Below are 25,604 nucleotides of genomic sequence, written 5' to 3' on the forward strand. Positions count from 1 at the left end.
GGGCGCGGGTGGGCACCGACACCGTGCGGACGGACGAGGCCGGCGAGGCCGCGGACCGGCGGCGCGAGCAGCGCGGCTGGTACTTCTACGACTGGGCATGTTCCGTCTACTCGACCAGCGTCCTGACCGTGTTCCTCGGCCCCTATCTGACCGAGGTCGCCAAGTCGGCCGCCGACCCGGACGGTTACGTCCACCCGCTGGGCATCCCGGTCCGCGCCGGCTCGTTCTTCGCGTACTCGGTGTCCCTGTCGGTGATCGTCGCCGTGGTGGTCATGCCCCTGGTGGGCGCCGCCGCCGACCGAACCGGCCGCAAGAAGCCCCTCCTGGGAGCGGCCGCCTACCTGGGCGCCACCGCGACGGCCGGCATGTTCTTCCTGGACGGCGACCGCTACCTCCTCGGCGGGGTGCTCCTGGTCGTCGCGAACGCGGCGCAGTCCGTCGCGATGATGCTCTACAACTCCTACCTCCCCCAGATCGCGCCCCCCGAGGAACGCGACGCCGTCTCCTCGCGGGGCTGGGCCTTCGGCTACGCGTCGGGCTCCCTGGTCCTCGTCGCCAACCTGATCCTGTTCACCTCGCACGACAGCTTCGGTCTCTCGGAGGGCATGGCCGTCCGTATCTGCCTGGCCTCGGCGGGCCTGTGGTGGGGCGCCTTCGCCCTGATCCCGCTGCGCCGGCTGCGGGACCGGCGCACCCCGGTGGCGGACACCGGGGAGGCCGCCGTCCCGGGGCTGCGCCAGCTGGCGGCGACCGTCCGGGACATGCGCCGCCACCCCCTGACGCTGGCCTTCCTCCTGGCGTACCTGATCTACAACGACGGCATCCAGACGGTGATCTCCCAGGCGTCGGTCTACGGCTCCGAGGAACTGGGCCTCGGGCAGTCCACGCTGATCGTGGCGGTGCTGCTCGTGCAGGTGCTCGCGGTGTGCGGCGCCCTCGGCATGGGCCGGCTGGCCCGCCGCCACGGCGCCAAACGCACGATCCTCGGTTCCCTGGTCGCCTGGACGCTGATCCTCTCCGTCGGCTACTTCCTCCCGGCGGGGGCGCCCGGCTGGTTCTTCGTGCTGGCCGCCGGCATCGGTCTGGTCCTCGGCGGCAGCCAGGCCCTGTCCCGCTCCCTCTTCTCCCACCTCGTCCCGCCCGGCAAGGAGGCCGAGTACTTCTCGGCGTACGAGATGAGCGACCGCGGGATGAGCTGGCTCGGCCCGCTGCTGTTCGGGCTCACCTACCAGCTGACCGGAAGTTACCGGGACGCGATCATCTCCCTGGTCCTCTTCTTCGTCCTCGGGTTCGCCCTGCTCGCGAGGGTTCCGGTGCGCCGGGCGATCGGCGACGCGGGCAATCCCGTTCCCGAGAGGATTTAGCACCGGAAGCGAAAGGGCTGTAGTGTACGCGTTTGGCCTGCCAGGCGTACCGTTACTGCGCGTCAAAGATGCCGAAACGCTGGATGACATCTGCTGTCAGATGTGACAAACCGGGCGCGGGTGGGTACAACAAGGGCGGCTACGACGGCGACGCATGACCCGGAACGGGACACGGAACGGGAATCTTTACCGCCGACCGGACGTTGACCGGATGACGACGACAGCGACACCTGTCCTGTGGGCGACAAGCCCGGGAGGCACGATTCATGAGTGAGCGAGCTCTTCGCGGCACGCGCCTCGTGGTGACCAGCTACGAGACGGACCGCGGCATCGACTTGGCTCCGCGCCAGGCCGTGGAGTACGCATGCGAGAAGGGGCACCGCTTCGAGATGCCCTTCTCGGTGGAGGCGGAGATCCCGCCGGAGTGGGAGTGCAAGGTCTGTGGGGCCCAGGCACTCCTCGTGGACGGCGACGGCCCTGAGGAGAAGAAGGCCAAGCCCGCGCGTACGCACTGGGACATGCTGATGGAGCGGCGCACCCGTGAGGAGCTCGAAGAGGTCCTCGAGGAGCGCCTGGCCGTTCTCCGCTCCGGCGCGATGAACATCGCGGTCCATCCGCGAGACAGCCGCAAGTCCGCGTAGCCCCTGCGGGGCCGGGCGGCAGATCCAGAGCGCACGAAGACCGCGGGCGCCGTACGTGACGTACGGCGCCCGCGGTCTTCGTGCGCTGCGCGCTCGTGTGCCCCAGCCTCCTCAGCGGGTAAGGCGCGGGGGCGGGGCCACCGGCCCACCCGCTCCCGGCACCGCCGCGTCCTCGGCACCCCGGCGCCGATCCTCAGTACCCCACCGGCGGCCGCGCGTCCCTCGGCTCGTCGGCGCCGCCGGCCGGCTCGTCCCTGATGACCTCGCCCTGGACGACCTTGCCGTCGGGCCGGTGGATCCGTGCCTGCGTGTACGCCTCCCCGAGCCCTCCGGCTCCCGCCTCCCGCAGCTTCCGCTCGAACGTGCGCTCCGTGTACCGCCCCAGTGCCTTCTGCACCGGCGGCACCAGCAGCACCAGCCCCACGACGTCCGAGACGATGCCCGGCAGCATCAACAGCAGCCCGCCCAGCATCAGGAATCCGTTGCCCTCGTTCTTTCCGGTCTCGGCACCGGGCTGCGCCGGCCCGCCCCCGCCCTGCTGTTGCAGCGTCTCGGTCAGCGACCGGAACGCCCGCCGCCCGGCCCGCTTGACCACCGCGGACCCGGCGAGGAACCCGGCGAGCAGCAGCACGAACACCGCGAGCCCACCGGCCGCGCTTGCGACCACCGAGAGCAGCCAGATCTCCAGCACGAGCCACGCGGCGATCCCCAGGGGCAGGAACGTGCGCAGCCGGGAGCGCCGGGGCCGGGCCGGGTACGTCGGGGTCGTCGGGGTCGAAGCGCCAGTCGTCATGCTTCCAGTGTGCCTGGCGCCGTCTCAGGACGGGATAAGGGAACGATCAGTCCGTCCCCCGGCCCGCCACACCCCGATCCGGGCTCCCCGCCAGGGTCAGCTCTTGCCGTCCGGGTCAGCGCTCCTGCTCTCGCGGCCGAGGACCTTGCCGACCCGTTCGCCCACGCCCCAGGCGGTGACCCGCCACAGCGCCTCGACGAGGATGTCGCGGCTCATCTTGGAGTCGCCCAGCTCGCGCTCGACGAAGGTGATGGGCACCTCGACGACGTGGTAACCGGCCTTGACCGCCCGGCGGGCGAGGTCGACCTGGAAGCAGTAGCCCTGGGAGGCGACCTCGTCGAGGCCGAGCCCTTCGAGGGTCTCGCGGCGGAAGGCGCGGTAGCCGCCGGTCACGTCCCGGACGGGGACGTCGAGCAGGACCCGGGAGTAGAGACTGCCGCCGCGGGAGATGAACTCGCGGGACTTGGGCCAGTTCACCACGCGGCCGCCCGGCACCCACCGGGACCCGAGGACGAGGTCGGCGCCCTTGAGCGCGGTCAGCAGCCGGGGCAGTTCCTCGGGCTGGTGCGAACCGTCCGCGTCCATCTCGATGAGGACGCCGTAGCCGTGCTCCATGCCCCAGCGGAAGCCCGCGAGATAGGCCGCGCCCAGTCCTTCCTTGCCCTTGCGGTGCAGCACCTGGACCTGGTCGTCCTCGGCGGCCAGTTCGTCGGCGAGCTTGCCGGTGCCGTCGGGGCTGTTGTCGTCGGCCACCAGGACGTGCGCCTCGGGGACAGCCGTGCGCACCCGGCCGACGATGGCCTTGATGTTCTCCGCCTCGTTGTAGGTCGGAATGATCACCAAGGCCGTGCCGAGCGGGCCGAAGCGCCTCTCCTGGCCTGCTGCCGCGAGGGTCCCGTCGCCGTCGTTCACTGCTGCCCCTTCAAGTCCGTACGCAGGGGTCCACCATAGTGGCCGCGGCCTGCGATGGAGTGTCGCCTCCTGTCCGGAGGGGCGCCGATTCGGCGGGGGGTGCGCGGGAGCACGCCCCGCGGGGCGTGGGGGATGCCGTCCGCCGCGGCGGATGGGGGCCCGGTGCCCTTCGGGCCGACCTGGGACCCGCTGGCTGCGGGTCGACCGAGAGCCGTTGTCTACTGAGCTGCCGGGCCCCACCCGGGTCGCACCTACCCGACCGGGCCGGAACGTTCCCTCGCCGAGCGCGAACCCTGGGCCTGGCTGCCAGCGGTGGTGCGCCGGTGCGGCGCACCACCCCTGACCCAGCGGCGCTTCGGCGACTCTGAGGAAGTTCCTCGGTCGGACGTCCGGTGGTGGACCCGGCAGAACCTACCGGCCCTCCGCTGCCCGCTGTCAACTGCCGTCTGACCTGCAGGTCTTCTCTATGTGGCCTGGTGAGAGCGGAGGATGCGCAGGTGGCGCGGCGGCGGGGCGGGCCGCCGTCCCTCCCGCGCCCACCGTGGAGATCACTCGCCCGGCCGTACGAAGACCGTGCGTCCGGCCACCACGGTCCGCAGGCAGACGGGCAGGTCGGTCCCGGGGCTGAGATCGGGCAGGCCGGGGGTGCCCGAACGGGGGTCGGTGGACCAGCGGGCGACCCGGTCGTCGGGGGCCTGGACGACCAGTTCCCCAGTGCGCCAGACCGCGTAGTCGGCGGGCGCGCCGGGGACGAGGACGCCCGCGTCGTCCCGTCCGACGGCACGCCAGCCGCCCCGCGTGTGGGCCGTGAACGCCGCGCGCACGGACACGCGGTGCTCCGGCGTGCGGTGGAACGCCGCCGCACGGACCGTGCCCCACGGGTCCAGGGGGGTGACCGGGCTGTCGGAGCCGAAGGCGAGCGGCACACCGGCCCGCAGGAGGGCGGCGAAGGGGTTGAGGGCACGGGCGCGCTCGGCACCCAGGCGCTGGGCGTACATGCCCTCCGCACCGCCCCACAGCGCGTCGAAGGCGGGCTGGACGGAGGCGGTGAGGCCGAGTTCAGCGAAGGCGGCGACGGTGTCGGGGGTGAGCATCTCCGCGTGTTCGACCCGGTGGCGGGCGGCTCGCACGCGGGGCAGGCCGACCTTCTCGGCGGCCGCCCGGACTCCCTCGACCACGGAGGTCACGGCGGCGTCCCCGATGGCGTGGAAGCCCGCCTGGAGGCCCGCTTCGGTGCACGCGACCACATGGGCGGCGACGGCGTCGGCGTCGAGGTACGCGGTGCCGGTGTGCGGGGCGTCGGCGTAGGGCTGGTGCAGGCACGCCGTGTGCGAGCCGAGCGCGCCGTCGACGAAGAGGTCGCCCGCGGCGCCGACGGCCCCGAGGGCCCGCGCCTTGGCGACGTCCCGCTCGGCCCAGTAGCCGACGACCCGGGGGCCCGGCTCCTCGGCGGCGAGCCGCAGCAGTGCCGTGAAGTCGTCCTCCGAGGAGATCTCCGGGCCCGCGCACTCGTGGACCGAGCCGATGCCGAGGGAGGCGGCGCGGGCGAGGGCCGCGCGCTGGGCCTCGGTGCGCTGGGCGGGGGTGATGGCGCCGAGGGCGGTGGCCCGTACGGCGTGGTGGGCGTCGCGGGTCAGCGGGCCGTCGTCGAAGCGGTCGGCGCCAGGGACGAGGTCGAGCAGGGCCGTGGTGGCGACGGCCGAGTGGACGTCGATACGGCTCAGGTACAGCGGGCGCCCGCCGGTGGCCTCGTCGAGTTCGGCGCGGGTCGGGGGGCGGCCGCCGGGCCAGCGGGCGGCGTCCCAGCCGTGGCCGAGCAGGACGCGGTCGGCCGGGCGGGCGGCGGCGAATTCCCGGACGAGAACGAGTGCGGCCTCCAGGGAGGGGGCGGCCGAGAGGTCGAGGCCGGTGAGTGCGAGACCGGTGGAGGTGGTGTGCACATGGGCGTCGGTGAACGCCGGGGTGACCAGGGCGCCTTCGAGGTCGATCACCTCGTCGACGCCCCCGGCGAAGGCGTCGGCGGCGCCCTCGGACCCGACCCAGGCGATCTGTCCGTGTTCGACGACCATCGCGGTGGCGAACGGGTCGGCGGGGCTGTGGACCTCTCCTCCGCGCAGCAACATGGTGTCCGACGAGGCGGTGCGTTCACTCATGGGGACAGTCTCGCGCCTGCCGCCGGCGCGGTCGCACCCGGGCGTTGCCCGGCGGCGGCCGACCGCGGTCAGATGCGGGGCGGCCTGGCCTCGTACGGGGTGGACAGGACCACCGTCGTGCGGGTGGAGACGCCCGCGAGCGAGCGCAGGCGGGCCAGCAGCTCCTCCAGTTCGTGGGGGGTGGCGACGCGGACCTTCAGGATGTAGTTCTCGTCGCCGGCGACGCTGTGGCAGGCCTCGATCTCGGGCACGCCGGCGAGGCGTTCCGCGATGTCGTCGGGGGCGCTGGGGTCGAACGGTTTCACCGAGATGAACGCGGTCATCGGCAGTCCGACGGCCTCCGGGTCCACGACCGCGGCATAGCCCCGGATGACACCGCGCTGCTCTAGTCGGCGCACGCGCTGATGAACGGCCGACGTGGACAGGCCCGTGGCCTTGCCCAGGTCGGTGTAGCTCATCCGCCCGTCCGCGACGAGCAGCTGCACGATCTGTCGGTCCAGCTCCTCCATGGCGCAAGAACCTACAGGGCGGTTGATCTCCTCGGATACCTCAGCGACGCAGGTCATACCCGGTTCGTGATGTGACCGGGGAGCCGCCGCGGGCCGCCGGGGGGGTCGGGCCGGTGGGCGGGGCACCTGCGAGCGGCGTGTGACGAAGGCCACAGCACCCGAACAGGCTTCGTGATGATCTCGTGATTACCGCTGACACGGGACGGGAAGTGCTTGCTGTGGTCGAGGCCGCAGTGCCCGAACGGCCCAGCCCGAGGGGGAGAATCCCATGCAGAGTCTTAAGCGCCCTGGTCGTACCGCGCCCAAGCGCCTCCAGCCGGTCATCGAGCCCGAGCCGGAGGGCGTCGAACCGGACGACGAGTTCGACGCGTACGACACCTTCGAGATGTACCGGGTCATCTGCCCGGACTGCGCTCAGCCCATCGCCCTGCTGTCCGACGAGGACGCCCTGCCGGAGCACGCACGGGTCGTGTCGCCGTGGAACCCGTTCGGGCTCACGGTCTGTGCCGGTACGGGCCGTTCGGCGGCCGACGCCCGGTCCGCGGACGAGTCAGTGGAGCCGCAGGAGCAGGACACCGCCCTTCTGTTGACGCTCCCTCAGGGGCTCGACTGGCGGACACAGCCCTTCTCGCACGTCGGCGGACCGGGTTCGCGCCCGATGCGGATGCCGATGACACGGCGCCAGGCCGCCTGATCCACGGGCCCTTCGGCCCTCCGGTTCCGCGGCCCCGTGCCGGCGTGACCGCCCCCGAGACCTGCGGTCGTGGTCGCCCCGCGCCATGGCGTGCTCCAGGCCGCCGTGGAGCGGGTTCGGTGCGTCCGGCCCTCGGGAGTGCGCCTGTCGCGCGGACCGGGGCCGTCGCGAACGCGCACACGATTCACCGGGGCGGTGACCGCCGCGCCGGTTGTCGCGTTGACCGGGTATGACCCCCACGTATCCCATGGCCGGACATCGCCGGCACATCTTCGTCCCGGCCCCGGCAGAATCGGTTCCCCATGGGGCGGCCCTGTCGCAGGATCCGCCCATCTACCGGGCCCTGATGCGGACGTGGGCGGACGGGGGCCGCACCCTGCCGGGGCGTCATGACCCGGAGTGGGTGCGGCTGGCGGCGCCCCCGAGCGGCCTCGGTCGGTTCGGGGGCGCCGACCCGTTCGCCACGAGCAGTTCGTACGGCAGCTCGACGCTCGGCTTCCACGGCCCCTGCGACGGCTCCCCCGCCGGCTTCGTCCATTCGTTCAGCGTGACTCGGGACCCGCGAGATGCCGGGCGATGACCATGCGCTGGATCTGATTGGTGCCCTCGACGATCTGCAGCACCTTGGCCTCGCGCATGTAGCGCTCGGCCGGGAAGTCGGCCGTGTAGCCGTATCCGCCGAGGATCTGCACGGCGTCCGTGGTCACCTGCATCGCGTTGTCGGTGCACAGCAGCTTCGCCATGGCCGCCTGCTTGGAGAACGGCCGGCCCGCGTCCCGCAGCCGGGCGGCGGAGACGTACAGCGCGCGGCCCGCCTCTATCCGGGTCGCCATGTCGGCGAGCATGAAGCGCAGCCCCTGGAAGTCGGCGATCGGGCGCCCGAACTGCCGGCGGGACGTCGCGTAGGCGACCGCCTCGTCCAGCGCGGCCTGGGCCACGCCGATCGCGCACGCCGCGATGCCGAGCCGCCCGGAGTCGAGCGCGGACAGGGCGATCGCGAAGCCCTGGCCCTCCTCGCCGAGGCGCCGGCTGTCGGGGACGCGCACCCCGTCGAAGTGGACCTGCGCGGTGGGCGAGCCCTTCATGCCCATCTTCTTCTCGGGCGCGGCTCCGCTCAGCCCCTCGGCGTCCCCGGGCACCAGGAAGGCGGTGATGCCGCGGGAGCCCTCGCCGCCGGTGCGGGCCATGACCGTGTAGAAGTCGGCGATCCCGCCGTGGGTGATCCACGCCTTGGTGCCATTGATCACCCAGTCGTCGCCGTCGCGCACCGCCCTGGTCCGCAAGGACGCGGCGTCGGAGCCGGACGAGGGCTCGGAGAGGCAGTAGGCGCCGAGCAGACCGCCGCCGAGCATCGCCGGGAGGTGCTCGACCTGCTGCTCCTTGGTGCCGTAGGTGGCGAGGGCGTGGCAGGCCAGGGAGTGGACGCTCACGCCGAGGCCGACGGTGAGACGGGCCGCGGCGAGCTCCTCCAGGACCTGCAGATAGACCTCGTACGGCTGGTCGCCGCCACCGTGCTCGGCGTCGTACGGCAGGCCGAGCAGTCCCGACTCCGAGAGCAGGCCGAAGAGTTCACGCGGGAAGCGACCGGCGTCCTCCTCCTCGGCCGCGTACGGGGCGATCTCCCGCTGCGCGAGCTCACGGACGAGCGAGATAAGATCCCGGGCCTCTTCCGTGGGCAGTTGACGGTCCACCGGCTGCGGGGCGCGGTCGGGCATGGCGACGCTCTCCTCCCTGTCGGGCACTGCGGCGGCGCACACCAGGGATGGGGCGGCCCCGCCGGGTCTTACGGGCCGTGGCCGATGCTGCCCCTCCGGATCTCGGAAGTGTGCTGGTCAGCGGCTGTGGCGCTTGGAGTATGCCCGATCGGCGGCACCGAGTCACCAGTTAACGACCGCTAATGAGAATAAAGACCGGGGAACGACCCGTCGAAGCCGGTCGGCCAGCACTGTTGACCCATTGGCCCGGTCCTCATGGCGCCGACAGTGCGCCCCGTCTCCACGCCGGGCGGCGGGCACGGCGGGCGGCGGGCGGCGGGCGGCGGGCGGCGCCTGATCCAGGGCGGTCGGCCACGTCCGCGGCCCGCCCGCGACAGCGGCGGCAGGGAGTCCGTGGAGGAGCTGATGGCGGTACCGAGACGACGCGTCGCGTCAGCCGTCGCGGCGGGCCGGCGCGGGGGCGGCGTACGACGGGTCGATCTCCTCGATGGCGCGCAGCGCCCCGCCCAGCATCTTGACCAGCAGCTCGCGCATCGTGTCGCGGTCCAGCCCCGGGCGGTCGATCCAGTCGAGGGTGGCGCCCTCGACCCCGCAGACCCAGCCGAACAGGCCCATGCGGACCACCGGGGTTATGTCGCTCCTGCCGTAGGCGCCCTCGGCGATGGTGGCGACGATGGCCTCGCGGACGCCGTCCCGGATGGCGTGCACCTGGGCGTCGAAGCCGACGCCGCCGCTGACGATCGTGCGGTAGGCGGCCTGGTTGTCCTGGGCGTAGCGCAGATAGCAGTCGATGGTGCGCTGCACCCGCTCCACCGGCGGCAGGCTCAGACCGCCGGCCGCGTGCGTGATCAGGTCGGCCACCGAGTCCTCGACGATCGCGAGGTAGTAGCCGCGCTTGGACTTGAAGTAGTAGTAGATCAGTCCCTTGGCGACATGCGCCTGCTTGGCGATGTCGTCCATCGACAGCGTGTCGTAGGACCGGTCGGCGAACAACTTGCGCCCGATGGAGATGAGTTCGGAGCGGCGCGCTAGGGATCGGTCCGTGCCCCGGGTCCGCGGACGGTCGATCCCGCGCTGTTGACTGCTGTTCAATTTCGGTCCTGGTCTCCAACTGCCAGCGGGACAACCCGCAGTATGGCAGACCCGCACCACCAGCTTGTTCGAACTCTGATCGACAGATCGGGCGGTGGATCAGGCCTCGGGATCGGCGGGGTGGCGGGTCACAGCAGACCCAGCTGTGTCACGAGCATCGCGACGACCACGACGAGGGTCCAGCCCATGACGTGCTCGGCGATCTCGGGGCCGCGGTCCTCGGGGCCGCCCGTGCGGGTGCGGACGTCGGTGGTGGCAGAGGTCGCGGTCATGGCAGCTCACTGGTGTGGTCGATGTGCGGTGGACTCCCCCCTACCGTGCGTCCACCTTGCCACCGGTCGGGGAGGTCGCGGCCGAGAGCTTGGTCACACGCGCACCCCGACCTCCGCGAGCGCGGCACGCTGGCGGGAGGTGGGCCGCGCGGGGAAGTAGAGGTAGCAGACGCCGCCGGTGCCGGAGACGACCTTGCCGGAGGCGTTGTACCGCTTGGTCCGCAGCCAGATGTTCTCCCACTCGCGCCGCAGGTAGACCCGGCGCACCGCCTCGTTGGTCGGGGAGTTCGGATCGTTGGCGATGACGTCGCCGTCGGCGGTGAAGCCGATCACCGTCATCAGGTGGCCGGCCGTGCCGTAGCCGGCTCCCGTCAGCTCCGCGGCGAGGAACGACTGGGAGGTGATCACCGGGATGCCCGCCGCGATCAGCTTCTCCAGGTCGGTGAGCGAGCCCAGCCGGGTCACCACGCCCTGGAGATCCTGGTAGGTGGCGGCGTACGCGGCGTTGAAGGGCCAGTTGCCGCAGCCCTCGTAGGCGTAGTCGTAGGTGAACCGGGCGGCGTGGCAGACCTGGGGGTCCGCGTACTCCGGGTTGACCCAGGCCAGGTCCTCGGCGGTGGGCTTCCGTCCCCAGTACTCGATGATCATCTGCGAGGAGGTGGGGCTGCACCAGGCCTCGCCGCCGTTGTCGTACTCCGGGTACTGGCCCTTGTGGGTCTCCTGGGAGTAGCGCGGGACGTCCAGCTCGCGGGCGAGGCCGGGGGCGGAGGACGGGACGGTGAAGCGGTCGGGGATGTCGGAGCCCATGGCGCCGACGCGCCAGACCGTGGGGGTGAGGCGGGTGCCGGGAGTGCGGTGGAGGGTCAGCCGCAGCCGGTACGAGGCGAGGCGCAGCCCGCTGGCGGGGTCGTCGATCGCGAAGGTGTCCGTCCAGACGCTGCTCCGGCCGTCCTGCTGCCCGTCGAGGGAGGTCCGCCGGATGTCCTCGTCGCCCGACGCCCAGCGGCCCATGACGTACCAGGGGGTGTCGGTGCCGTCGGAGTAGGTGCCCTTCAGTTCGATCTGGAGCCAGGTGCCGTGCGGGGTGCGCGCGTTCCAGGAGGGGACGACCTCCGTGGCGGGCACGGCGAGCCGGTGCACCGGCGACGTCCAGGTCGCGTACTCCCAGGTGGCCGTGCGGCCGGTGTGCGGGTCGGTGTAGTCGGTGGTGCCGGCCGGGGAGCCGATCACCAGCCCCGGCCGCTTCCCCGTCTGCGCGCGGGTGCCCTCAAAGGTGCCGCCGCACCAGTCGGCGTACGACGTCCACCCGTGGTGGTCGACCAGACGCTCCGGCGCGCGCTCCGGGCGTGCGGGCGCCTCGGTCCGGACCGGGGGCGCGGCGGCGGCCGGGACGGCGGCTCCGCCGGCCGCAGCGGCGGCGGTGGCCACGGCTGCGGTCAGGACGGTCCTGCGGGACGGCTCGGAAAGTCTCGACATGGGCGGGTGACCCCCAGTGGTCCGGTAAAAGACAGTTCAGGCGCACGGCTGCTCGCCAACTATGGACGCCGGACACGGACTTCTGCCAGCACCTCGGGCGTCGCCACGCCCTCCGATATTGGTCGATACCACTGGCGCGTGCCGGTACCGCCCGTCCCGGTGTTCAATCGGCGCATGCGCACCTCCCCCGCCTCCGAGGACCCCGCCGTCAGTGACCTGGCCGACCGGTTGCGGCTGCTGCCGCCCTCCTGCGGGCCGGTCCGGCTCGTCGGCGTCGACGGTCACGCGGGCTCCGGGAAGACCACGTTCGCCGAGCGGCTGGCCCGCGCGCTCGGGGACGCCCCCGTGCTCCATCTGGACGACATCGCCACCCACGAGGAACTGTTCGCGTGGACCGACCGGCTGCTGGGCCAGGTGGTCGCACCGCTGCGGCGCGGCGGCACCGCGCGCTACGCCCCCTACGACTGGCGGGAGCGGACCTTCGGCCCTCGTGTCGCCCTGCCACCGGAACCCGTGATCGTCGTCGAGGGGGTCGGTGCGGGACGCCGGGCACTGCGGCCGTATCTGGCGGGGCTGGCGTGGATGGAGTTGCCAGACGAGGAGGCATGGGCGCGGGGGCGGGCACGGGACGGGGAGGAACAGCGTGAGTTCTGGGCCGGATGGGTCCGGGCGGAGCGCCGGCACTTCGCCGGGGACCCTTCGCGGCCGTTCGCCGATCTTCTGGTTCGCGGGGGAAGGACGGGATACGAGGTGCTGGCGGGACCTGCTGTGACTCCTCTTTCGAGGCCCTATCTCACTCAGGGTGACGACCCATCGGCAATGTGTTGAACTTGTGAAGGCGTATACCAGAGAAGTTCCCGGAGTGCCTCAACTCGGCTTGACCGAGGGCCCGTACAGGTCTTACGTTCTGAATGTGCGGCCCATGGGAGCCGCCCTCCTACGCGAAGCCCCCGGTTGTTCCCCCGTGATCGGGGGCTTCGTTCTGCCCTCGCCCGGTCTCCGGACCCCTCCCCGCGCACGATTCCTTCACCCTCCGTCACCGTGCGCTATGCGCCCCGTCTGCTCCCACCTCGTCATTCGAGTCCTGCGGCACCCTTCGGTGGGCCCCCGACCCGCAGGTACGATGCCTCTGGGTGCGACCTTCGGACGGTTGCGGCAACGTGACCCAAGCAACTCCCGTCCGCGGCACAGCGGTTCGAGAAGGCTGCCGACGGGCACCGGCCCGTTCGGTTTCCACACGGGGGCACGGTTTGTGGGGGACGTGATGGACTTCGGCTCGCGGGGCCCCGAGGCTCCGGCCGACCTCGCCTGGCTGCGAGGCGTGGACGCCTACACCATGGGCGCCTATCCACAGGCGGAGGAGGAGTTCCGCGCCGCGGTGCGGATGGACCCTGGCATGGCCGACGGCTGGCTGGGGCTGCACGCGCTGCGGGTGGACACGACCACCGCCCTGCTGCGGATGTTCCGGCACCGGGAACGCTTCGGGGAGCAGCGCGCCCGCCATCGCCGCACCCTCAATTCCTGGTACTGGCTCGGCTGGTGGGTCCAGCCGGTCCTGGAGACCCCGCGCGACCTGCTGCTCGCCCACGCCTCGCACTGGCTGGACGGGCGCCACGTCCCCGAACTGGACCGGGCGCTCGCCGGGCTGCCGCCGGTGGACGCCGACTCCCAGGTGCGCTTCCTGCACGCCTGCCGCGCCTACCTGGTCAAGGACTGGGAGCAGTTGGTCCGGCATACCGATCCCCTCCTCGACGATCCCCTGCTCGGTATCGAGGCCGGTCTCTTCGGCGGGATGGCCCGGGTCCGCCTGGAGACGTACGGGCAGGCGGAGCCGCTGCTGTCGGCGGCGCTGATGCGCTGCCGCAGCGAGCAGCCGCAGCGCAAGGAACTGCGCTACTGGCTGGCCCGGGCCCACGAGGGGACCGGGCGCAGCGCCGCCGCGCTGCCGCTCTACCGGGCCGTCCACCGGGTCGACCCGGCCTTCATGGACACCTCCGCGCGGCTCGCGGCCATCGCCGAGGGGGACGGGTACGACGACGCGGCCGACCTCGCGGCGATCGCGCTCGCCGGGATCGGGCAGGACGCGCTCGACGGGAGCGACGGCCTCGATCCGCTCTTCGACGCCGAGGGCCGGGACCTGAAGCTCTCCGACCCGGACCCCGTACCGCCGGGCGGGCTGCCGCCCGAGGCGGGCGACACCTTCGTACGGCAGAAGTCCGCGGTGCGGGTCGATCCGCTGCCGGCCGGGCCGACCGATCCCGAGCTGCTGGAGGAGGCGCTCGCCGAGCTGGAGCGGATGGTCGGCCTGGAACCGGTGAAACGGCAGGTCAAGGCATTGTCCGCGCAGCTGAACATGGCGCGGTTGCGGGCCGGGCAAGGGCTGCCCGTGCAGCCTCCCAAGCGGCACTTCGTCTTCTCGGGGCCGTCCGGGACGGGGAAGACGACCGTCGCCCGAATACTGGGACGGGTCTTCTACGCGCTCGGGCTGCTGGGCGGCGACCATCTGGTGGAGGCCCAGCGCGCGGATCTCGTCGGCGAGTACCTCGGCCAGACCGCCGTGAAGGCCAACGAGCTGATCGACTCGGCGATCGGCGGGGTGCTGTTCGTGGACGAGGCGTACTCCCTGTCCAACTCCGGGTACGGCAAGGGGGACGCGTACGGCGACGAGGCGCTGCAGGTGCTGCTGAAGCGGGCCGAGGACAACCGGGACCACCTCGTGGTGATCCTCGCGGGGTACCCGGAGGGGATGGACCGGCTGCTCGCCACCAACCCCGGACTGTCGTCGCGGTTCACGACGCGGGTCGACTTCCCCTCCTACCGGCCGCTGGAGCTCACCGCGATCGGTGAGGTGCTCGCCGCGGAGAACGGGGACGTGTGGGACGAGGAGGCCCTGGAGGAGCTGCGCTCCATCGCCGGGCACGTCGTCGAGCAGGGCTGGATCGACGAACTGGGCAACGGGCGGTTCCTGCGGACGCTGTACGAGAAGAGCTGCGCGTACCGGGATCTGCGGCTGTCGGGATATCCGAGCGTGCCGACGCGGGACGACCTGTCGACGCTGCGGCTGCCGGATCTGATGCAGGCGTACGGGGAGGTCCTGTCGGGGCGGGGGCCGCAGGATCCGTCGGCGCGGTGACTACCGGTGGGGCGCCCGGTGGCGCGGGAGTGCGCCCGGTGGCACGGGAGTGCGCCCGGTGGCACGGGAGTGCGCGTGCGTGGGCGGGTGCGGGTGATGCGTCCGCACCCGCCCACGCACGCGTCAGCTCGCCAGGACGTTCTCCGCTGATTCCGTCGTCCTCGGCTCCGCCAGGCGTACCGGCGGGGCCTGCCGGTGCGCCGGGTCGCGGACCTCGCCGACGAGGAGTTCGAGGACGTCCTCCAGGGCGACCAGGCCGAGCACCTTGCCGGACGCGTCGACGACCTGCGCGAGGTGCGTGGCCGCGCGGCGCATGACGGTGAGCGCGTCGTCGAGGGGGAGTTCCGAGCGGAGGGTGGTCATGGGGCGCCACACCTGCTGGGGGACGGCCCGGTCGGAGTCCTCCACGTCGAGGACGTCCTTGACGTGGAGGTAGCGGCCCATGAACGCGCCGGTCTCCGCGACCACCGGGAAGCGGGAGTAGCCGGTGCGGGCCGTCAGGGCCACCACCTGCGCGGGGGTGACCGAGGGGCCCACCGTCACCAGCGAGTCGCGCTTGAGCAGGACATCCGTGACCGGGCGGGAGCCCAGCTCCAGCGCGTCCTCCAGGCGTTCCTGCTCCTCGGGGTCCAGCAGTCCCGCCTGGCCCGAGTCCTCGACCAGCCGGCCGAGCTGGACGCTGGTGAAGACCGCCTCCACCTCGTCCTTGGGCTCGACGCGGAACACCTTCAGGATGACCCGGGCGCAGGCGCCGAGGCCCACCGTGACCGGTCCGCAGACGCGCGCGAAGGCGACCAGTCCGGGGCTGAGCCACAGTGCCGTCTTCTCGGGCGCCGCCATCGCCAGGTTCTTCGGCAGCATCTCGCCGATGACGAGGTGCAGGAAGACCACCAGGGCCAGCGCGATGACGTATCCCAGGGGGTGGATCATCCCGTGAGGCAGATGGATCGCCTCGAACACCGGTTCAAGCAGCTTCGCCACGGTCGGCTCCGCCACCGCGCCGAGCGTCAGGGAGCAGACCGTGATGCCGAACTGGGCCGCCGCCATCATCTGCGGCAGGTTCTCCAGGCCGTGGAGGACCTGCCGGGCGCGTGCCGTGCCGAGCGGTTCGATCTGGCTGCGGCGGACGGAGACCAGTGCGAACTCGGCACCGACGAAGAAGCCGTTGGCGAGCACGAGGAGCAGGGCGAACAGGAGTTGCAGCACGCTCATCGGGCCGCCTCCGCCACGGTGAGGGGTTCGGGGACGGGGGCGGTGCGCACGAGGCGTACCCGCTCGGCGCGGTAGTGCCCGACCTGGCGCACCGCCAGCCGCCAGCCGGGCAGCTCCGCCTTGTCGCCCGGTGCGGGGATCCGGCCGAGCAGGTCGGCGACGAGGCCCGCGACGGTCTCATAGGGGCCCTCGGGCACGTCGAGGCCGATGCGCTGGAGCACGTCGACGCGGCAGCTGCCGTCGACGTCCCACGCGGGGTGGCCGTCCTCGGGCGGGGCGACGGCCAGTTCGGGCAGGTCCTGCCCGTCGTGCTCGTCGCGGACCTCGCCGACCAGTTCCTCGACGATGTCCTCCAGCGTCACCACGCCGGCTGTGCCGCCGTACTCGTCGACGACGACGGCGATGGGCTGTTCGCTGCGCAGCCGGGCCAGCAGGGGCTGCACGGGCAGGCTCTCCGGCACGAGCAGCGGCGCCTTGGCGATACGGCCGACCGGGGTGTGCAGCCGGTCCCGGGCCGGGATCGCGAGGGCGTCCTTGAGGTGGACCATGCCGACGATCTCGTCGATCCGCTCCCGGTAGACGGGGAAGCGGGACAGGCCGGTGGCGCGGGTCAGGTTCACCACGTCCTCGGCGGTGGCCGAGGACTGCAGGGCGCTGACCTTCACGCGGGGCGTCATCACGTTCTCCGCGGTCAGCTCGCCTAGGGACAGCGTCCGGACGAAGAGGTCGGCCGTGTCCTGTTCCAGGGCGCCGGCCTGCGCGGAGTGGCGGGCCAGGGAGACCAGTTCGCCGGGGGTGCGGGCGGAGGCCAGTTCCTCGGCGGGTTCGACGCCGAGCGCGCGGACCAGCCGGTTCGCGACCGCGTTGAGGCCGGCGATGACCGGGCGGAACAGGCGGGAGAAGACGTGCTGGGGGCCCGCGACGAAGCGGGCGACCTGCATCGGCCTCGACACCGCCCAGTTCTTCGGGACCAGTTCGCCGATCACCATCTGCACGGCGGACGCCAGCAGCATGCCGACGACGACGGAGACCCCGGAGACCGCGCCCTCGGGCGTCCCGATCGCGGTGAACGGGCCGTGGAGCAGCTCCGCGAGCGCCGGTTCGGCGAGCATGCCGACGACGAGGGAGGTGATGGTGATGCCGAGCTGGGTGCCGGACAGCTGGAAGGACAGCTCCTTGAGGGCGTCCACCACCTTGTGGGCCCGGCGGTCGCCCTCGGCGGCGGCCTTCTCGGCGTCCGGACGCTCGACCGTGACGAGGCCGAACTCGGCGGCCACGAAGAAGCCGTTGGCGAGAATCAGCAGGAAAGCGGCTGCGAGCAGCAGCAGAGGGATGGTCATGCCGCCGCCTCGGTATCTCGGGAGGGGGCGGCGCAGGTACTACAGGACGATCCGTCCATCGCTGGAGGGAGTCACTCCTCGAAGTAGCAGGGGGCCACTGGCGTACCCGGTGGTACGACAGCGGCGGAGGCGCAACGAAAACGCCTCCGCGAACAGATTAATCAAGACAGGGGCCGGTACGGCAGGGGCGACGGCCCTGAGTCGGCCCTGATCTTGCCCCAGGGAGGTCGCGTGCCTGGTCGGGGGCGCCCCGGACGCGCTCGCTGTCGGTTCCGGGGCACCCGCTGTCAGCCACGGGGCTGTTCGGGCTCGCCGACGGAGCGGGCCTCGACCAGTGCCCTCAGGGCGCGGGCGTCCTCGATGGCGTGCTGCTTGGCGATGCCGGGCTGGATGCCGAGCGCGGGCAGGCTCGTGCCGTCGGTGAGGTCGAGGAAGACCCAGGGGTCGCCGACCCGCAGGTTCACCTGGACGATCTCCGCCCAGCCGAGCCGGCGCCTGCCGGCGATGTTGACGACGGTCACACCGGAGTCGTCCGCGACCACCTTGGGCCGGGAGAGCAGACACAGCACACCGGCGAGCAGGGCCGCCGTGAAGACGAAGCTGAGCCGCTCCCCCGGGCCGAGGGTCGGCAGCAGCAGCGCCACCACCGTGATGACCACGAAGATCGCGGCGGCGGCGGTCAGCAGGACGGCCCGGGTGCGCCCCGGCCGGAAGGTGACCGGCAGGGCGGGCAGATCCGACATCGCGTACGACTCCCCGGGACTCAGAGGCGGCAGGCGTGGATGGCGGTGGTCAGGATGGCCCGCGCACCGATGTCGTACAGGTCGTCCATGATCCGCTGGGCCTCCTTGGCGGGGACCATGGCGCGTACGGCGACCCAGCCCTCGTTGTGCAGGGGCGAGACGGTCGGGGACTCCAGGCCGGGGGTGAGGGCGACGGCCTTCTCCAGCTGCTCGACGCGGCAGTCGTAGTCCATCATCACGTAGGTGCGGGCCACGAGGACGCCCTGGAGGCGGCGCAGGAACTGCTGCACCTTGGGCTCGCTCTCGGAGGCGGTGCCGGCGTCGACGCGGCGGATGACGACGGCCTCGGACTTCATGATCGGCTCGCCGAAGACCTCCAGGCCCGCGTTGCGCAGGGAGGTCCCGGTCTCGACGACGTCGGCGATGACCTCGGCGACCCCGAGTTCGATGGCGGTCTCGACGGCGCCGTCGAGGTGGACGACGGAGGCGTCGATGCCGTGGTCGGCGAGGTGTCCCGCGACGATGCCCTCGTAGGAGGTGGCGACGGTCCTGCCCTTGAGGTCGGCGATGCCGGCCGCCGTGCCGGGCTTGGCGGCGAAGCGGAAGGTGGAGCGGGCGAAGCCGAGCGGGAGGATCTCCTCGGCGTCGGCGCCGGAGTCGATCAGCAGGTCGCGGCCGGTGATGCCGATGTCGAGCCGGCCGGAGGAGACGTAGATCGCGATGTCGCGGGGGCGGAGGTAGAAGAACTCGACCTCGTTCTCCGGGTCGACGATCCGCAGTTCCTTGGACTCCCGGCGCTGGAGGTAGCCGGCCTCATGCAGCATCTCCCCCGCAGGGCCGGACAGGGAACCCTTGTTGGGGACGGCGATGCGCAGCATGAGGCAGGCTTCCTTCGTTCTCGTGGGTGCGGAGCGGTGTGTGTGGGGCGGGGACGGCTCAGAGGTGGGCGTACACGTCGTCCAGGGAGATGCCGCGGGCGACCATCATCACCTGGACGTGGTACAGCAGCTGCGAGATCTCCTCGGCGGCGGCTTCCTTGCCCTCGTACTCGGCGGCCATCCAGACCTCGGCGGCCTCTTCGACGACCTTCTTGCCGATGGCATGGACGCCCTTCCCGACCAGTTCGGCGGTGCGGGAGGTGGCGGGGTCACCGTGGGCGGCCTTGTGCTGGAGCTCGGTGAAGAGCTCCTCGAACGTCTTCTTGGACATGGTGGGCCCCACACTACGCCGTCACGGGTGTGCCTCAGCGCCAGGGTTCGGATACTGAGCGGAGCGTGGCCGCGGTCGCCACGGCGGCGGTCACCGCCTCGTGCCCCTTGTCCTCGGTGGAGCCCTCGATACCGGCGCGGTCCAGGGCCTGTTCCTCGGTGTCGCAGGTCAGTACGCCGAAGCCGACGGGTACGCCGGTGTCGACGGAGACCTGGGTGAGGCCCTGGGTGACGCCCTGGCACACGTACTCGAAGTGGGGAGTGCCGCCGCGGATGACGACGCCGAGGGCGACGATGGCGTCGTAGCCGCGGCCCGCGAGCACCTTGGCGACGACGGGGAGCTCCCAGCTGCCGGGGACGCGCAGGAGGGTCGGCTCGTCGATGCCCAGGTCGTGCAGTGCGCGCAGGGCGCCGTCGACGAGGCCGCTCATCACCTTCTCGTGCCACTGGGCCGCGATGACCGCGACGCGCAGGTCGCCGACGTTGCTGACGGTCAGTTCGGGTGCGCCCTTGCCGCTCACGTTGCTCCTTGGTTCCTGAATCTCGGTTCGAGACGGTCGTGCCGTGTTCGTGTGGTCCGGTTGTGTTACTGCTCGCCGCAGGTGGTCACGGTGGCCGTGTCCAGCCAGGGCAGGTCGTGGCCCATCCGGTCCCGCTTGGTGCGCAGGTAGCGGAGGTTGTGCTCGCCCGCGCGGACGGGCATCGGCTCGCGGCCGGTGACGGCGAGGCCGTGCCGGACGAGGGCGTCGGTCTTCTCGGGGTTGTTGGTGAGCAGCCGCAGGCTGTGTACGCCGAGGTCGCGGAGGATCTGGGCGCCGGCGCCGTAGTCGCGGGCGTCGGCGGGCAGGCCGAGTTCGAGGTTGGCGTCGAGGGTGTCGCGGCCGCGTTCCTGGAGTTCGTAGGCGCGCAGCTTGGACAGCAGGCCGATGCCGCGTCCCTCGTGGCCGCGGAGGTAGACGACGACGCCGCGGCCCTCGGTGGCGACGCGTTCGAGGGAGTTCTCCAGCTGGGGGCCGCAGTCGCAGCGCAGGGAGTGGAAGACGTCGCCGGTGAGGCATTCGGAGTGGACGCGGACGAGCACGTCCTCGCCGTCGCCGATCTCGCCGTGGACGAGGGCGACGTGTTCGACGCCGTCGACGGTGGAGCGGTAGCCGTAGGCGGTGAAGTCGCCGAAGGCGGTGGGCAGCTGGGTCTTCGCCTCGCGCTTGACGGTGGGCTCGGCGGAGCGGCGGTAGGCGATCAGGTCCTCGATGGAGATGATCGTCAGGCCGTGCTTGCGGGCGAAGGGGATCAGTTCCGGCAGGCGGAGCATGCGGCCGTCCTCGCCGGCGATCTCGACGATGGCGCCGGCCGGGCGGAGTCCCGCGAGGCGGGCGAGGTCGACGGCGGCCTCGGTGTGGCCGTTGCGCACGAGGACGCCACCGGCGCGGGCGCGCAGCGGGAAGATGTGCCCGGGGCGGACGAAGTCGGTGGGCCGGGCCGTGCCGCTCGCCAGCAGTCGGAGGGTGGTGGAGCGGTCGGAGGCGGAGATGCCGGTGGTCACGCCGTGCTCGGGGGCGGCGTCGACGGTGACGGTGAAGGCGGTGCGCATCGACTCGGTGTTCTGCTGCACCATCTGCGGCAGTTCGAGGCGGTCCAGTTCGTCGCCCTCCATGGGGGCGCAGATCATGCCGCGGCATTCGCTCATCATGAAGGCGACGATCTCGGGGGTGGCCTTCTCGGCGGCGATGACGAGGTCGCCCTCGTTCTCGCGGTCCTCGTCGTCGACGACCACGACGGGGCGGCCGGCCGCGATGTCCGCGATGGCCTGCTCGACGGGGTCGAGCCCGAAGCTCTCGATGTCGTCGGTGTTGTACAGAATCGGCGCCATGGTCATGCCGGGGCTCCTTCCAGGGCGGGCTTGCGGGACCGCAGCCACCAGTCGCGCATGCCCCACAGGACGAGCGCGCCGTAGATGATGTAGACGAAACCGGAGAACGCGTAGCCGTTGGCGAAGTTGAGCGGTACGCCGACGAGGTCGACGAGCAGCCAGGCGAACCAGAACTCGACCATGCCGCGCGCCTGGGCGTACATGGCGACGACGGTGCCGGTGAAGATGTACGCGTCGGGCCAGGCGTCCCAGGAGAGGCTGGGGAACGCGGTGAAGAGGCCGCCGACCGCGAGGGTGCCGAGGGCGGCGCCGGCGATCAGGTAGCCGCGCTCGCGCCAGGTGGCGAAGCGCGGGGTGATCGCGCCGTCCGTGCTCTGCCCCTTGGTGCGGCTCCACTGCCACCAGCCGTACGCGGCGACGGCCATGACGATGACCTGCTTGCCGGCGCTGCCGGTGAGGTGGCCGACGAAGGCGCCGAAGAGGATGAGACCGGAGAGGAACTGCACGGGCCAGTTCCAGAGGGAGCGCACGGCGCCGAGCGCGAGGGCGATCAGGCCGAAGATGTTCCCGATCATGTCCGCCCAGCGGATCTCCTGGCCGAACACCGTGAAGGCGACCGAGTTCAGCGAGTTCACCGTGTCGCTCCCTGCGAGCCGAGGAGCCGCTCGACGTACTTGGCGATGACGTCGACCTCGAGGTTGACCGGGTCGCCGGGCTGCTTGCGGCCGAGGGTGGTCAGGTCGAGGGTGGTGGGGATGAGGCTGACGGTGAAGTGGTCCGGGCCGGCTTCGACGACGGTGAGGCTGATGCCGTCGACGGTGATGGAGCCCTTCTCGACGACGTACCGGGTGAGGTCGGCAGGGAGCGAGATCGTGACGATCTCCCAGTTCTCGGACGGCTTGCGCTCGATGATCCGGCCGGTGCCGTCGACGTGGCCCTGCACGATGTGCCCGCCGAGGCGTTCGCCGACGGCCATGGGGCGTTCGAGGTTGACGCGGGAGCCGACGGTGAGGGCGCCGAGGCTGGAGCGGTTGAGGGTCTCCGCCATGACGTCGGCGGTGAACCAGTCGTCCTCGTGCTCCACGACGGTGAGACAGACGCCGTTGACGGCGATGGAGTCGCCGTGCTTCGCGCCTTGGGTGACGACGGGGCCACGCAGTCGGAAACGGGAGGAGTCGCCGAGGTTCTCGACGGCGGTGACCTCACCCAGTTCTTCGACGATTCCGGTGAACACTTCCCGGGTCCTCCTGCCTCGTGGGGCACGGACTCCGGGGCTGTCGAAGACGACAGGGTTCAGCGGACAACGGCACACGGGAGGCGACGCCGTGTGGACGGCCCCCTCCTGCTGGAGCAGGCCGACAACAGTCGGCGGCGCGCACGCATGCCCGCCCGCCGCGCACTGCCTCCCATCCGGACTTTAACCGTCGGTCCAGGAATTTCACCTGGTCAACCGGCCGCTGGAAGCGACCGGGTCGCGGACTGTAACCGCCGGTTCGGACTTTCACCGACCCCGGAGTGCGCTGCTTCTGGTACATGGCCAGTGTGCCACGCCCGATCGGCACCCATGCGGGTGATGGCTGTGGGGTGGCTCACAGATCGTGTCACTGGACTTCCACGGCGAGTGACGTGAAGGCCCGGCACCGACTGACCACCAGTCACGCGCCGCCCCATCGGCCCCGGTCGAACCTCCACGCACCCCGTCGAACGGCACGCCGAACCCATTGACCAGGTTGGTCTAGTCCTTTTAAGGTCTGCGATCGCGGTTACTCGTCCTGAAGGGGCGCAGGCCGCCCCCAGTCGGCCCGGCGGCGGTGACGACGGCCCTTGCCCCGCCGCCGGGTCCCTCTCCCTCGTGGGCCGACGGGTCCCTCGCCGTTCCGGGGGCTCGGCGCCGCCGTGTCACATTCCGGGGGTGCTGTCCGGTCATAGATGTCAACGGGCGTTCCAGCGGGGAGCGGCCCGGGCGTCGAAGGGTTGGGCAGCATGACCACGATCCTGGTGACCGGTGGGACCGGTGTCCTCGGCCGGCTCGTCACCGAGCGGCTGCGGGCGGACGGGCACGAGGTGCGGGTGCTCAGCCGGCACGCGCAGCAGTACTCCGTCGACCTGGTCGCGGGCGGGAGCGGGCTGGACGCGGCGCTGGCGGGGGTGGACACGGTCGTGCACTGTGCGTCCTCGCCGCGCGGCGGCGACGAGAAGGCGGCGGCGAACCTGATCGCGGCGGCGCGGCGGGCCGCAGTGGGGCATCTGGTGTACATCTCGATCGTCGGCGTCGACCGGGTGCCGTTCGGCTACTACCGGAGCAAGTTGGCGGTGGAACGGATGATCGAGCAGTCGGGGCTGGCCTGGACGGCACTGCGGGCGACCCAGTTCCACGACCTGCTCGTGACGCTCTTCGAGGGCCTGTCGAAGTCGCCGGTGATGCCACTGCCCGCCGGGGTGAGCGACCAGCCGGTCGCCGTCGCCGAGGTCGCCGACCGTCTGGCCGAGCTCGCCGTCTCCGCACCCGCCGGCCGCGTCCCCGACCTGGGCGGCCCGGAGGTCCTGAGCCTCCGCACGCTGGCTCGCGCCTACCTGACCGCCACCGGCCGCCGCCGGGTCCTGCTGACGGTGCCCCTGTTCGGCAGGGCGTACGCGGGATTCCGGGCCGGGGGCCATCTGGCGCCGGAGCGGGCGGTGGGCAAGGTGACGTTCGGGGATCACGTGGCCGAACGGTTCGGCGGGCGGGGGAAGACGAGGTGAGCCGCAGGGCCGACGGGTCAGGGGGCGGCCCGGGGGCGGGGTCGATCGGCGGGTGGGGGGCCACAGTCATGCCGGGCCCGGAGGCCAGCGGCCCTCTTGCAGGACCGCGAAAAACATAACGGGGGGCGTCGCGGGCGGCACGGTGCTCGGGAACCGACAGGCAGGCGCACGCCCAAGGCGGGTGAGCCGCGCACCGGCAGTGCATGGCGAAGGCCCGGTGGGGTGCGAAGGCTGCCCGGCGGACGGACCTCGGCGGGCCACCGGGCGGGCACCTACCGCGGTGGCGGTGCGAAGAGTTCGTCCTGGGCCGCGTCGCGCGCCATGAGCAGGGCCCCGCGCAGGACGGCGGGGCCGCCGAGGGCGCTCGGCCGGACCTCGGTGGGCAGCGGCGACAGCGCCGCGAGCCGCGCCTCGATCCGGGCGGCGAGCACGTCCCCGCCGGCCTGACCGACCTCGCCCCCGAGCACCACACAGCCGGGGTCGAGGACGGCGACGACGGAGGCGGCACCGATGGCGAGACGGTCGGCGAGGGCGTCGAGGAAGCGGGCGGGGGCGTCGGCAGCCGGGCGGGTGCCCGGAGCCGGGTGCGCGTCGGCACGGGGGCGTACGGATGACGCCGAAGTGTCCGCCTCGCCCGTCGGGGCGCCGAACGGAGCAGTGCCGCTCCCCGCCGCCGGAGTTCGGCTGCTCGCCGCCTCGGCCGCCGCCCTGACCAGGGTCGCGGCGTGTGGCTCGGCGGTGGAGGGGGCGGCCGTCAGGTCGTGTGCGATCGCCAGGGACTCGATCGCGGCGGCGGAGCCCAGGGAGTGGAAGCCGCCCTCGCAGTCGGAGGCGGAGGGCAGGGTCGCGGTGCCCGGCACGGGGAGGAAGCCGATCTCGCCGGTGCCGCCGGAGGCGCCGCGACGGAGGGTGCCGTCGAGGACGACGGCCGCGCCGGTGCCGAGGCCGAGCCAGAGGAGGACGAAGGTGTCGCGGTCACGGGCGGCGCCGTCCCGCTGCTCGGCGAGCGCGGCGAGGTTGGTCTCGTTCTCGACGAGGACCCGGGCCGTCAGGCGTTCCCCGAGGGCGGCGGCCAGCCGGCGGTGCCATTCGGGCAGGCCGGTGCTGTCGCGCAGTTCGCCGGTGGCCGGGTCGATGAGTCCGGGGGCGCCGATCGCCACCGTGTGCAAGCGGTCGGCGCCCGCCTCCTTCGCGGCCCGCTCCACGAGGCTGACGGCCTGCTCGACGGCGGGCCCGGTGCCCGCGTCGTCCGTGATCGGCACGGACGCACGCGCCAGTTCCGCGCCGAGCAGATCGGCGACGACGACCGTGACGCCCTCGGTGCGCACGTCGAGCGCGGCGAGGTACGCGCGGTCGGCGACGATGCCGTAGAGGCGGGCGTTCGGCCCGCGCCGCTGCTCCCCCGACTCCCCCACCACCGCGATCAGTCCGGCCTCGGTGAGGCGCTCCACCAGGTCGGCGACGGTGGGCCGGGACAGGCCGGTGAGCTGCTTCAACTGCCCCGCCGTCAACGGCCCTTCCTCCTGCAGCAGCCGCAGGGCGAGCCGGTCGTTGATGGCCCGGGCGGTGCTGGGTGATGCGGGCATGCCGGGATCCTCCCAGATCGACGACGCGTGCGGGCGCCGGCCCTGTGGCAGCCGGACACACGACCCGGCCCACGGCCCCCGCGACGCCGTACAGACAGCGCTCTCTATCTATCAGGCAGGGTTCCTGATAGTTTACGGCGGCGCGAGCC

24 protein-coding genes and 1 riboswitch are annotated in these 25,604 nt (G+C 72.2%); of the genes, 6 read left to right on the forward strand and 18 right to left on the reverse strand.

Features of this window, described 5'->3' with window-relative positions; translation table 11 throughout:
* Nucleotides 1-8: 8 nt before the first annotated feature.
* Together GSY65_RS05445 and GSY65_RS05450 are read left to right on the forward strand one after the other, a co-directional pair.
* The gene (locus tag GSY65_RS05445) at nucleotides 9-1,364 is read left to right on the forward strand and encodes an MFS transporter (protein WP_159766226.1); all 1,356 of its coding nucleotides are present in this window, start codon (nucleotides 9-11) and stop codon (nucleotides 1,362-1,364) included.
* A 266-nt stretch (nucleotides 1,365-1,630) separates the two neighbouring features.
* The gene (locus GSY65_RS05450; protein ID WP_003977404.1) at nucleotides 1,631-2,005 is read left to right on the forward strand and encodes an RNA polymerase-binding protein RbpA; all 375 of its coding nucleotides are present in this window, start codon (nucleotides 1,631-1,633) and stop codon (nucleotides 2,003-2,005) included.
* Nucleotides 2,006-2,198: 193 nt separating this feature from the next.
* On the opposite strand, the gene fxsA is transcribed toward GSY65_RS05450, so the two are convergent.
* The 4 genes from fxsA to GSY65_RS05470 form a co-directional block, all read right to left on the reverse strand.
* Nucleotides 2,199-2,798 (reverse strand): FxsA family membrane protein, encoded by a 600-nt coding sequence (fxsA, locus tag GSY65_RS05455; RefSeq protein WP_159766227.1) that lies wholly within the window; start codon nucleotides 2,796-2,798, stop codon nucleotides 2,199-2,201.
* 96 nt (nucleotides 2,799-2,894) lie between these two features.
* Entirely contained in the window at nucleotides 2,895-3,710 is an 816-nt protein-coding gene (locus GSY65_RS05460; protein ID WP_159766228.1) for a polyprenol monophosphomannose synthase, read from the reverse strand.
* A 548-nt stretch (nucleotides 3,711-4,258) separates the two neighbouring features.
* Nucleotides 4,259-5,863: an amidohydrolase gene (locus GSY65_RS05465; RefSeq protein WP_159766229.1), complete on the reverse strand. Its 1,605-nt coding sequence runs from the start codon at nucleotides 5,861-5,863 to the stop codon at nucleotides 4,259-4,261.
* A 68-nt stretch (nucleotides 5,864-5,931) separates the two neighbouring features.
* Complete coding sequence (locus GSY65_RS05470; protein ID WP_033532524.1) at nucleotides 5,932-6,372, reverse strand: Lrp/AsnC family transcriptional regulator; 441 nt, start codon at nucleotides 6,370-6,372, stop codon at nucleotides 5,932-5,934.
* Between the two features lie 268 nt (nucleotides 6,373-6,640).
* On the opposite strand from GSY65_RS05470, the gene GSY65_RS05475 reads away from it, so the two are divergent.
* Nucleotides 6,641-7,066 carry a hypothetical protein gene (locus tag GSY65_RS05475; protein WP_159766230.1) on the forward strand — a complete coding sequence of 142 codons (426 nt, stop codon included), beginning with the start codon at nucleotides 6,641-6,643 and terminating at the stop codon, nucleotides 7,064-7,066.
* 542 nt (nucleotides 7,067-7,608) lie between these two features.
* Here the strand turns inward: GSY65_RS05475 and GSY65_RS05480 are convergent.
* The 4 genes from GSY65_RS05480 to GSY65_RS05495 all read right to left on the reverse strand — a co-directional run bounded on the left by GSY65_RS05480 (nucleotide 7,609) and on the right by GSY65_RS05495 (nucleotide 11,621).
* Complete coding sequence (locus GSY65_RS05480; RefSeq protein WP_159766231.1) at nucleotides 7,609-8,781, reverse strand: acyl-CoA dehydrogenase family protein; 1,173 nt, start codon at nucleotides 8,779-8,781, stop codon at nucleotides 7,609-7,611.
* Between the two features lie 432 nt (nucleotides 8,782-9,213).
* The gene (locus tag GSY65_RS05485; protein WP_159766232.1) at nucleotides 9,214-9,873 is read right to left on the reverse strand and encodes a TetR/AcrR family transcriptional regulator; all 660 of its coding nucleotides are present in this window, start codon (nucleotides 9,871-9,873) and stop codon (nucleotides 9,214-9,216) included.
* 128 nt (nucleotides 9,874-10,001) lie between these two features.
* Nucleotides 10,002-10,145, reverse strand: coding sequence for an SCO1431 family membrane protein (locus GSY65_RS05490; RefSeq protein ID WP_159766233.1), 144 nt, complete (start codon nucleotides 10,143-10,145; stop codon nucleotides 10,002-10,004).
* A 93-nt stretch (nucleotides 10,146-10,238) separates the two neighbouring features.
* On the reverse strand, nucleotides 10,239-11,621 hold the full coding sequence (locus tag GSY65_RS05495) for a peptidase C39 family protein (protein ID WP_159766234.1): 1,383 nt from the start codon (nucleotides 11,619-11,621) through the stop codon (nucleotides 10,239-10,241).
* A 174-nt stretch (nucleotides 11,622-11,795) separates the two neighbouring features.
* Here GSY65_RS05495 and GSY65_RS05500 point away from each other — a divergent pair, with 174 nt between their 5' ends.
* Both GSY65_RS05500 and GSY65_RS05505 read left to right on the forward strand, forming a co-directional pair.
* Complete coding sequence (locus GSY65_RS05500; protein WP_159766235.1) at nucleotides 11,796-12,449, forward strand: uridine kinase family protein; 654 nt, start codon at nucleotides 11,796-11,798, stop codon at nucleotides 12,447-12,449.
* A 436-nt stretch (nucleotides 12,450-12,885) separates the two neighbouring features.
* Nucleotides 12,886-14,754, forward strand: coding sequence for an AAA family ATPase (locus GSY65_RS05505; RefSeq protein WP_159766236.1), 1,869 nt, complete (start codon nucleotides 12,886-12,888; stop codon nucleotides 14,752-14,754).
* A gap of 123 nt (nucleotides 14,755-14,877) precedes the next feature.
* Here the strand turns inward: GSY65_RS05505 and GSY65_RS05510 are convergent, their stop codons facing one another.
* The 9 genes from GSY65_RS05510 to GSY65_RS05550 form a co-directional block, all read right to left on the reverse strand.
* Complete coding sequence (locus GSY65_RS05510) at nucleotides 14,878-15,966, reverse strand: hemolysin family protein (protein WP_159766237.1); 1,089 nt, start codon at nucleotides 15,964-15,966, stop codon at nucleotides 14,878-14,880.
* Nucleotides 15,963-17,306 (reverse strand): hemolysin family protein, encoded by a 1,344-nt coding sequence (locus tag GSY65_RS05515; protein ID WP_159766238.1) that lies wholly within the window; start codon nucleotides 17,304-17,306, stop codon nucleotides 15,963-15,965. Before GSY65_RS05515 ends, GSY65_RS05510 begins: the two co-directional genes overlap by 4 nt.
* Nucleotides 17,307-17,593: 287 nt before the next feature.
* Nucleotides 17,594-18,049 carry a PH domain-containing protein gene (locus tag GSY65_RS05520; RefSeq protein ID WP_159766239.1) on the reverse strand — a complete coding sequence of 152 codons (456 nt, stop codon included), beginning with the start codon at nucleotides 18,047-18,049 and terminating at the stop codon, nucleotides 17,594-17,596.
* A gap of 20 nt (nucleotides 18,050-18,069) precedes the next feature.
* A complete protein-coding gene (gene hisG / locus GSY65_RS05525; protein WP_159766240.1) occupies nucleotides 18,070-18,927 on the reverse strand; it encodes an ATP phosphoribosyltransferase in 858 nt (285 codons plus the stop codon).
* 58 nt (nucleotides 18,928-18,985) lie between these two features.
* On the reverse strand, nucleotides 18,986-19,258 hold the full coding sequence (locus tag GSY65_RS05530) for a phosphoribosyl-ATP diphosphatase (protein ID WP_007491392.1): 273 nt from the start codon (nucleotides 19,256-19,258) through the stop codon (nucleotides 18,986-18,988).
* 34 nt (nucleotides 19,259-19,292) lie between these two features.
* Nucleotides 19,293-19,778, reverse strand: a complete 486-nt coding sequence (gene ribH, locus GSY65_RS05535) for a 6,7-dimethyl-8-ribityllumazine synthase (protein WP_159766241.1) — start codon at nucleotides 19,776-19,778, stop codon at nucleotides 19,293-19,295.
* Between the two features lie 65 nt (nucleotides 19,779-19,843).
* Entirely contained in the window at nucleotides 19,844-21,133 is a 1,290-nt protein-coding gene (locus GSY65_RS05540) for a bifunctional 3,4-dihydroxy-2-butanone-4-phosphate synthase/GTP cyclohydrolase II (protein ID WP_159766242.1), read from the reverse strand.
* On the reverse strand, nucleotides 21,130-21,762 hold the full coding sequence (locus GSY65_RS05545; RefSeq protein WP_159766243.1) for a nicotinamide mononucleotide transporter family protein: 633 nt from the start codon (nucleotides 21,760-21,762) through the stop codon (nucleotides 21,130-21,132). The genes GSY65_RS05540 and GSY65_RS05545 overlap by 4 nt, the downstream gene beginning before the upstream one ends.
* Entirely contained in the window at nucleotides 21,759-22,361 is a 603-nt protein-coding gene (locus tag GSY65_RS05550; RefSeq protein ID WP_159766244.1) for a riboflavin synthase, read from the reverse strand. Before GSY65_RS05550 ends, GSY65_RS05545 begins: the two co-directional genes overlap by 4 nt.
* A 158-nt stretch (nucleotides 22,362-22,519) precedes the next feature.
* Nucleotides 22,520-22,650: riboswitch (FMN riboswitch) on the reverse strand.
* 460 nt (nucleotides 22,651-23,110) lie between these two features.
* On the opposite strand from GSY65_RS05550, the gene GSY65_RS05555 reads away from it, so the two are divergent.
* Nucleotides 23,111-23,869: an SDR family oxidoreductase gene (locus GSY65_RS05555; protein ID WP_159766245.1), complete on the forward strand. Its 759-nt coding sequence runs from the start codon at nucleotides 23,111-23,113 to the stop codon at nucleotides 23,867-23,869.
* A 272-nt stretch (nucleotides 23,870-24,141) separates the two neighbouring features.
* On the opposite strand, the gene GSY65_RS05560 is transcribed toward GSY65_RS05555, so the two are convergent.
* Nucleotides 24,142-25,455: an ROK family transcriptional regulator gene (locus tag GSY65_RS05560; RefSeq protein WP_159766246.1), complete on the reverse strand. Its 1,314-nt coding sequence runs from the start codon at nucleotides 25,453-25,455 to the stop codon at nucleotides 24,142-24,144.
* Nucleotides 25,456-25,604: the final 149 nt, after the last annotated feature.

The sequence above is a fragment of the Streptomyces sp. HM190 genome (assembly GCF_009857135.1).
GTDB classification, from domain to species: Bacteria; Actinomycetota; Actinomycetes; order Streptomycetales; family Streptomycetaceae; genus Streptomyces; species Streptomyces heilongjiangensis.

Coding starts and splice junctions, on each gene's coding strand:
- GSY65_RS05450 (WP_003977404.1), top strand. CDS start 1,631: ATGAGTGAGCGAGCTCTTCGCGGCACGCGCCTCGTGGTGACCAGCTAC.
- fxsA (WP_159766227.1), bottom strand. CDS start 2,798: ATGACGACTGGCGCTTCGACCCCGACGACCCCGACGTACCCGGCCCGG.
- GSY65_RS05465 (WP_159766229.1), bottom strand. CDS start 5,863: ATGAGTGAACGCACCGCCTCGTCGGACACCATGTTGCTGCGCGGAGGA.
- GSY65_RS05470 (WP_033532524.1), bottom strand. CDS start 6,372: ATGGAGGAGCTGGACCGACAGATCGTGCAGCTGCTCGTCGCGGACGGG.
- GSY65_RS05475 (WP_159766230.1), top strand. CDS start 6,641: ATGCAGAGTCTTAAGCGCCCTGGTCGTACCGCGCCCAAGCGCCTCCAG.
- GSY65_RS05480 (WP_159766231.1), bottom strand. CDS start 8,781: ATGCCCGACCGCGCCCCGCAGCCGGTGGACCGTCAACTGCCCACGGAA.
- GSY65_RS05490 (WP_159766233.1), bottom strand. CDS start 10,145: ATGACCGCGACCTCTGCCACCACCGACGTCCGCACCCGCACGGGCGGC.
- GSY65_RS05495 (WP_159766234.1), bottom strand. CDS start 11,621: ATGTCGAGACTTTCCGAGCCGTCCCGCAGGACCGTCCTGACCGCAGCC.
- GSY65_RS05500 (WP_159766235.1), top strand. CDS start 11,796: ATGCGCACCTCCCCCGCCTCCGAGGACCCCGCCGTCAGTGACCTGGCC.
- GSY65_RS05505 (WP_159766236.1), top strand. CDS start 12,886: ATGGACTTCGGCTCGCGGGGCCCCGAGGCTCCGGCCGACCTCGCCTGG.
- GSY65_RS05510 (WP_159766237.1), bottom strand. CDS start 15,966: ATGAGCGTGCTGCAACTCCTGTTCGCCCTGCTCCTCGTGCTCGCCAAC.
- GSY65_RS05515 (WP_159766238.1), bottom strand. CDS start 17,306: ATGACCATCCCTCTGCTGCTGCTCGCAGCCGCTTTCCTGCTGATTCTC.
- GSY65_RS05520 (WP_159766239.1), bottom strand. CDS start 18,049: ATGTCGGATCTGCCCGCCCTGCCGGTCACCTTCCGGCCGGGGCGCACC.
- hisG (WP_159766240.1), bottom strand. CDS start 18,927: ATGCTGCGCATCGCCGTCCCCAACAAGGGTTCCCTGTCCGGCCCTGCG.
- GSY65_RS05530 (WP_007491392.1), bottom strand. CDS start 19,258: ATGTCCAAGAAGACGTTCGAGGAGCTCTTCACCGAGCTCCAGCACAAG.
- GSY65_RS05540 (WP_159766242.1), bottom strand. CDS start 21,133: ATGACCATGGCGCCGATTCTGTACAACACCGACGACATCGAGAGCTTC.
- GSY65_RS05555 (WP_159766245.1), top strand. CDS start 23,111: ATGACCACGATCCTGGTGACCGGTGGGACCGGTGTCCTCGGCCGGCTC.
- GSY65_RS05560 (WP_159766246.1), bottom strand. CDS start 25,455: ATGCCCGCATCACCCAGCACCGCCCGGGCCATCAACGACCGGCTCGCC.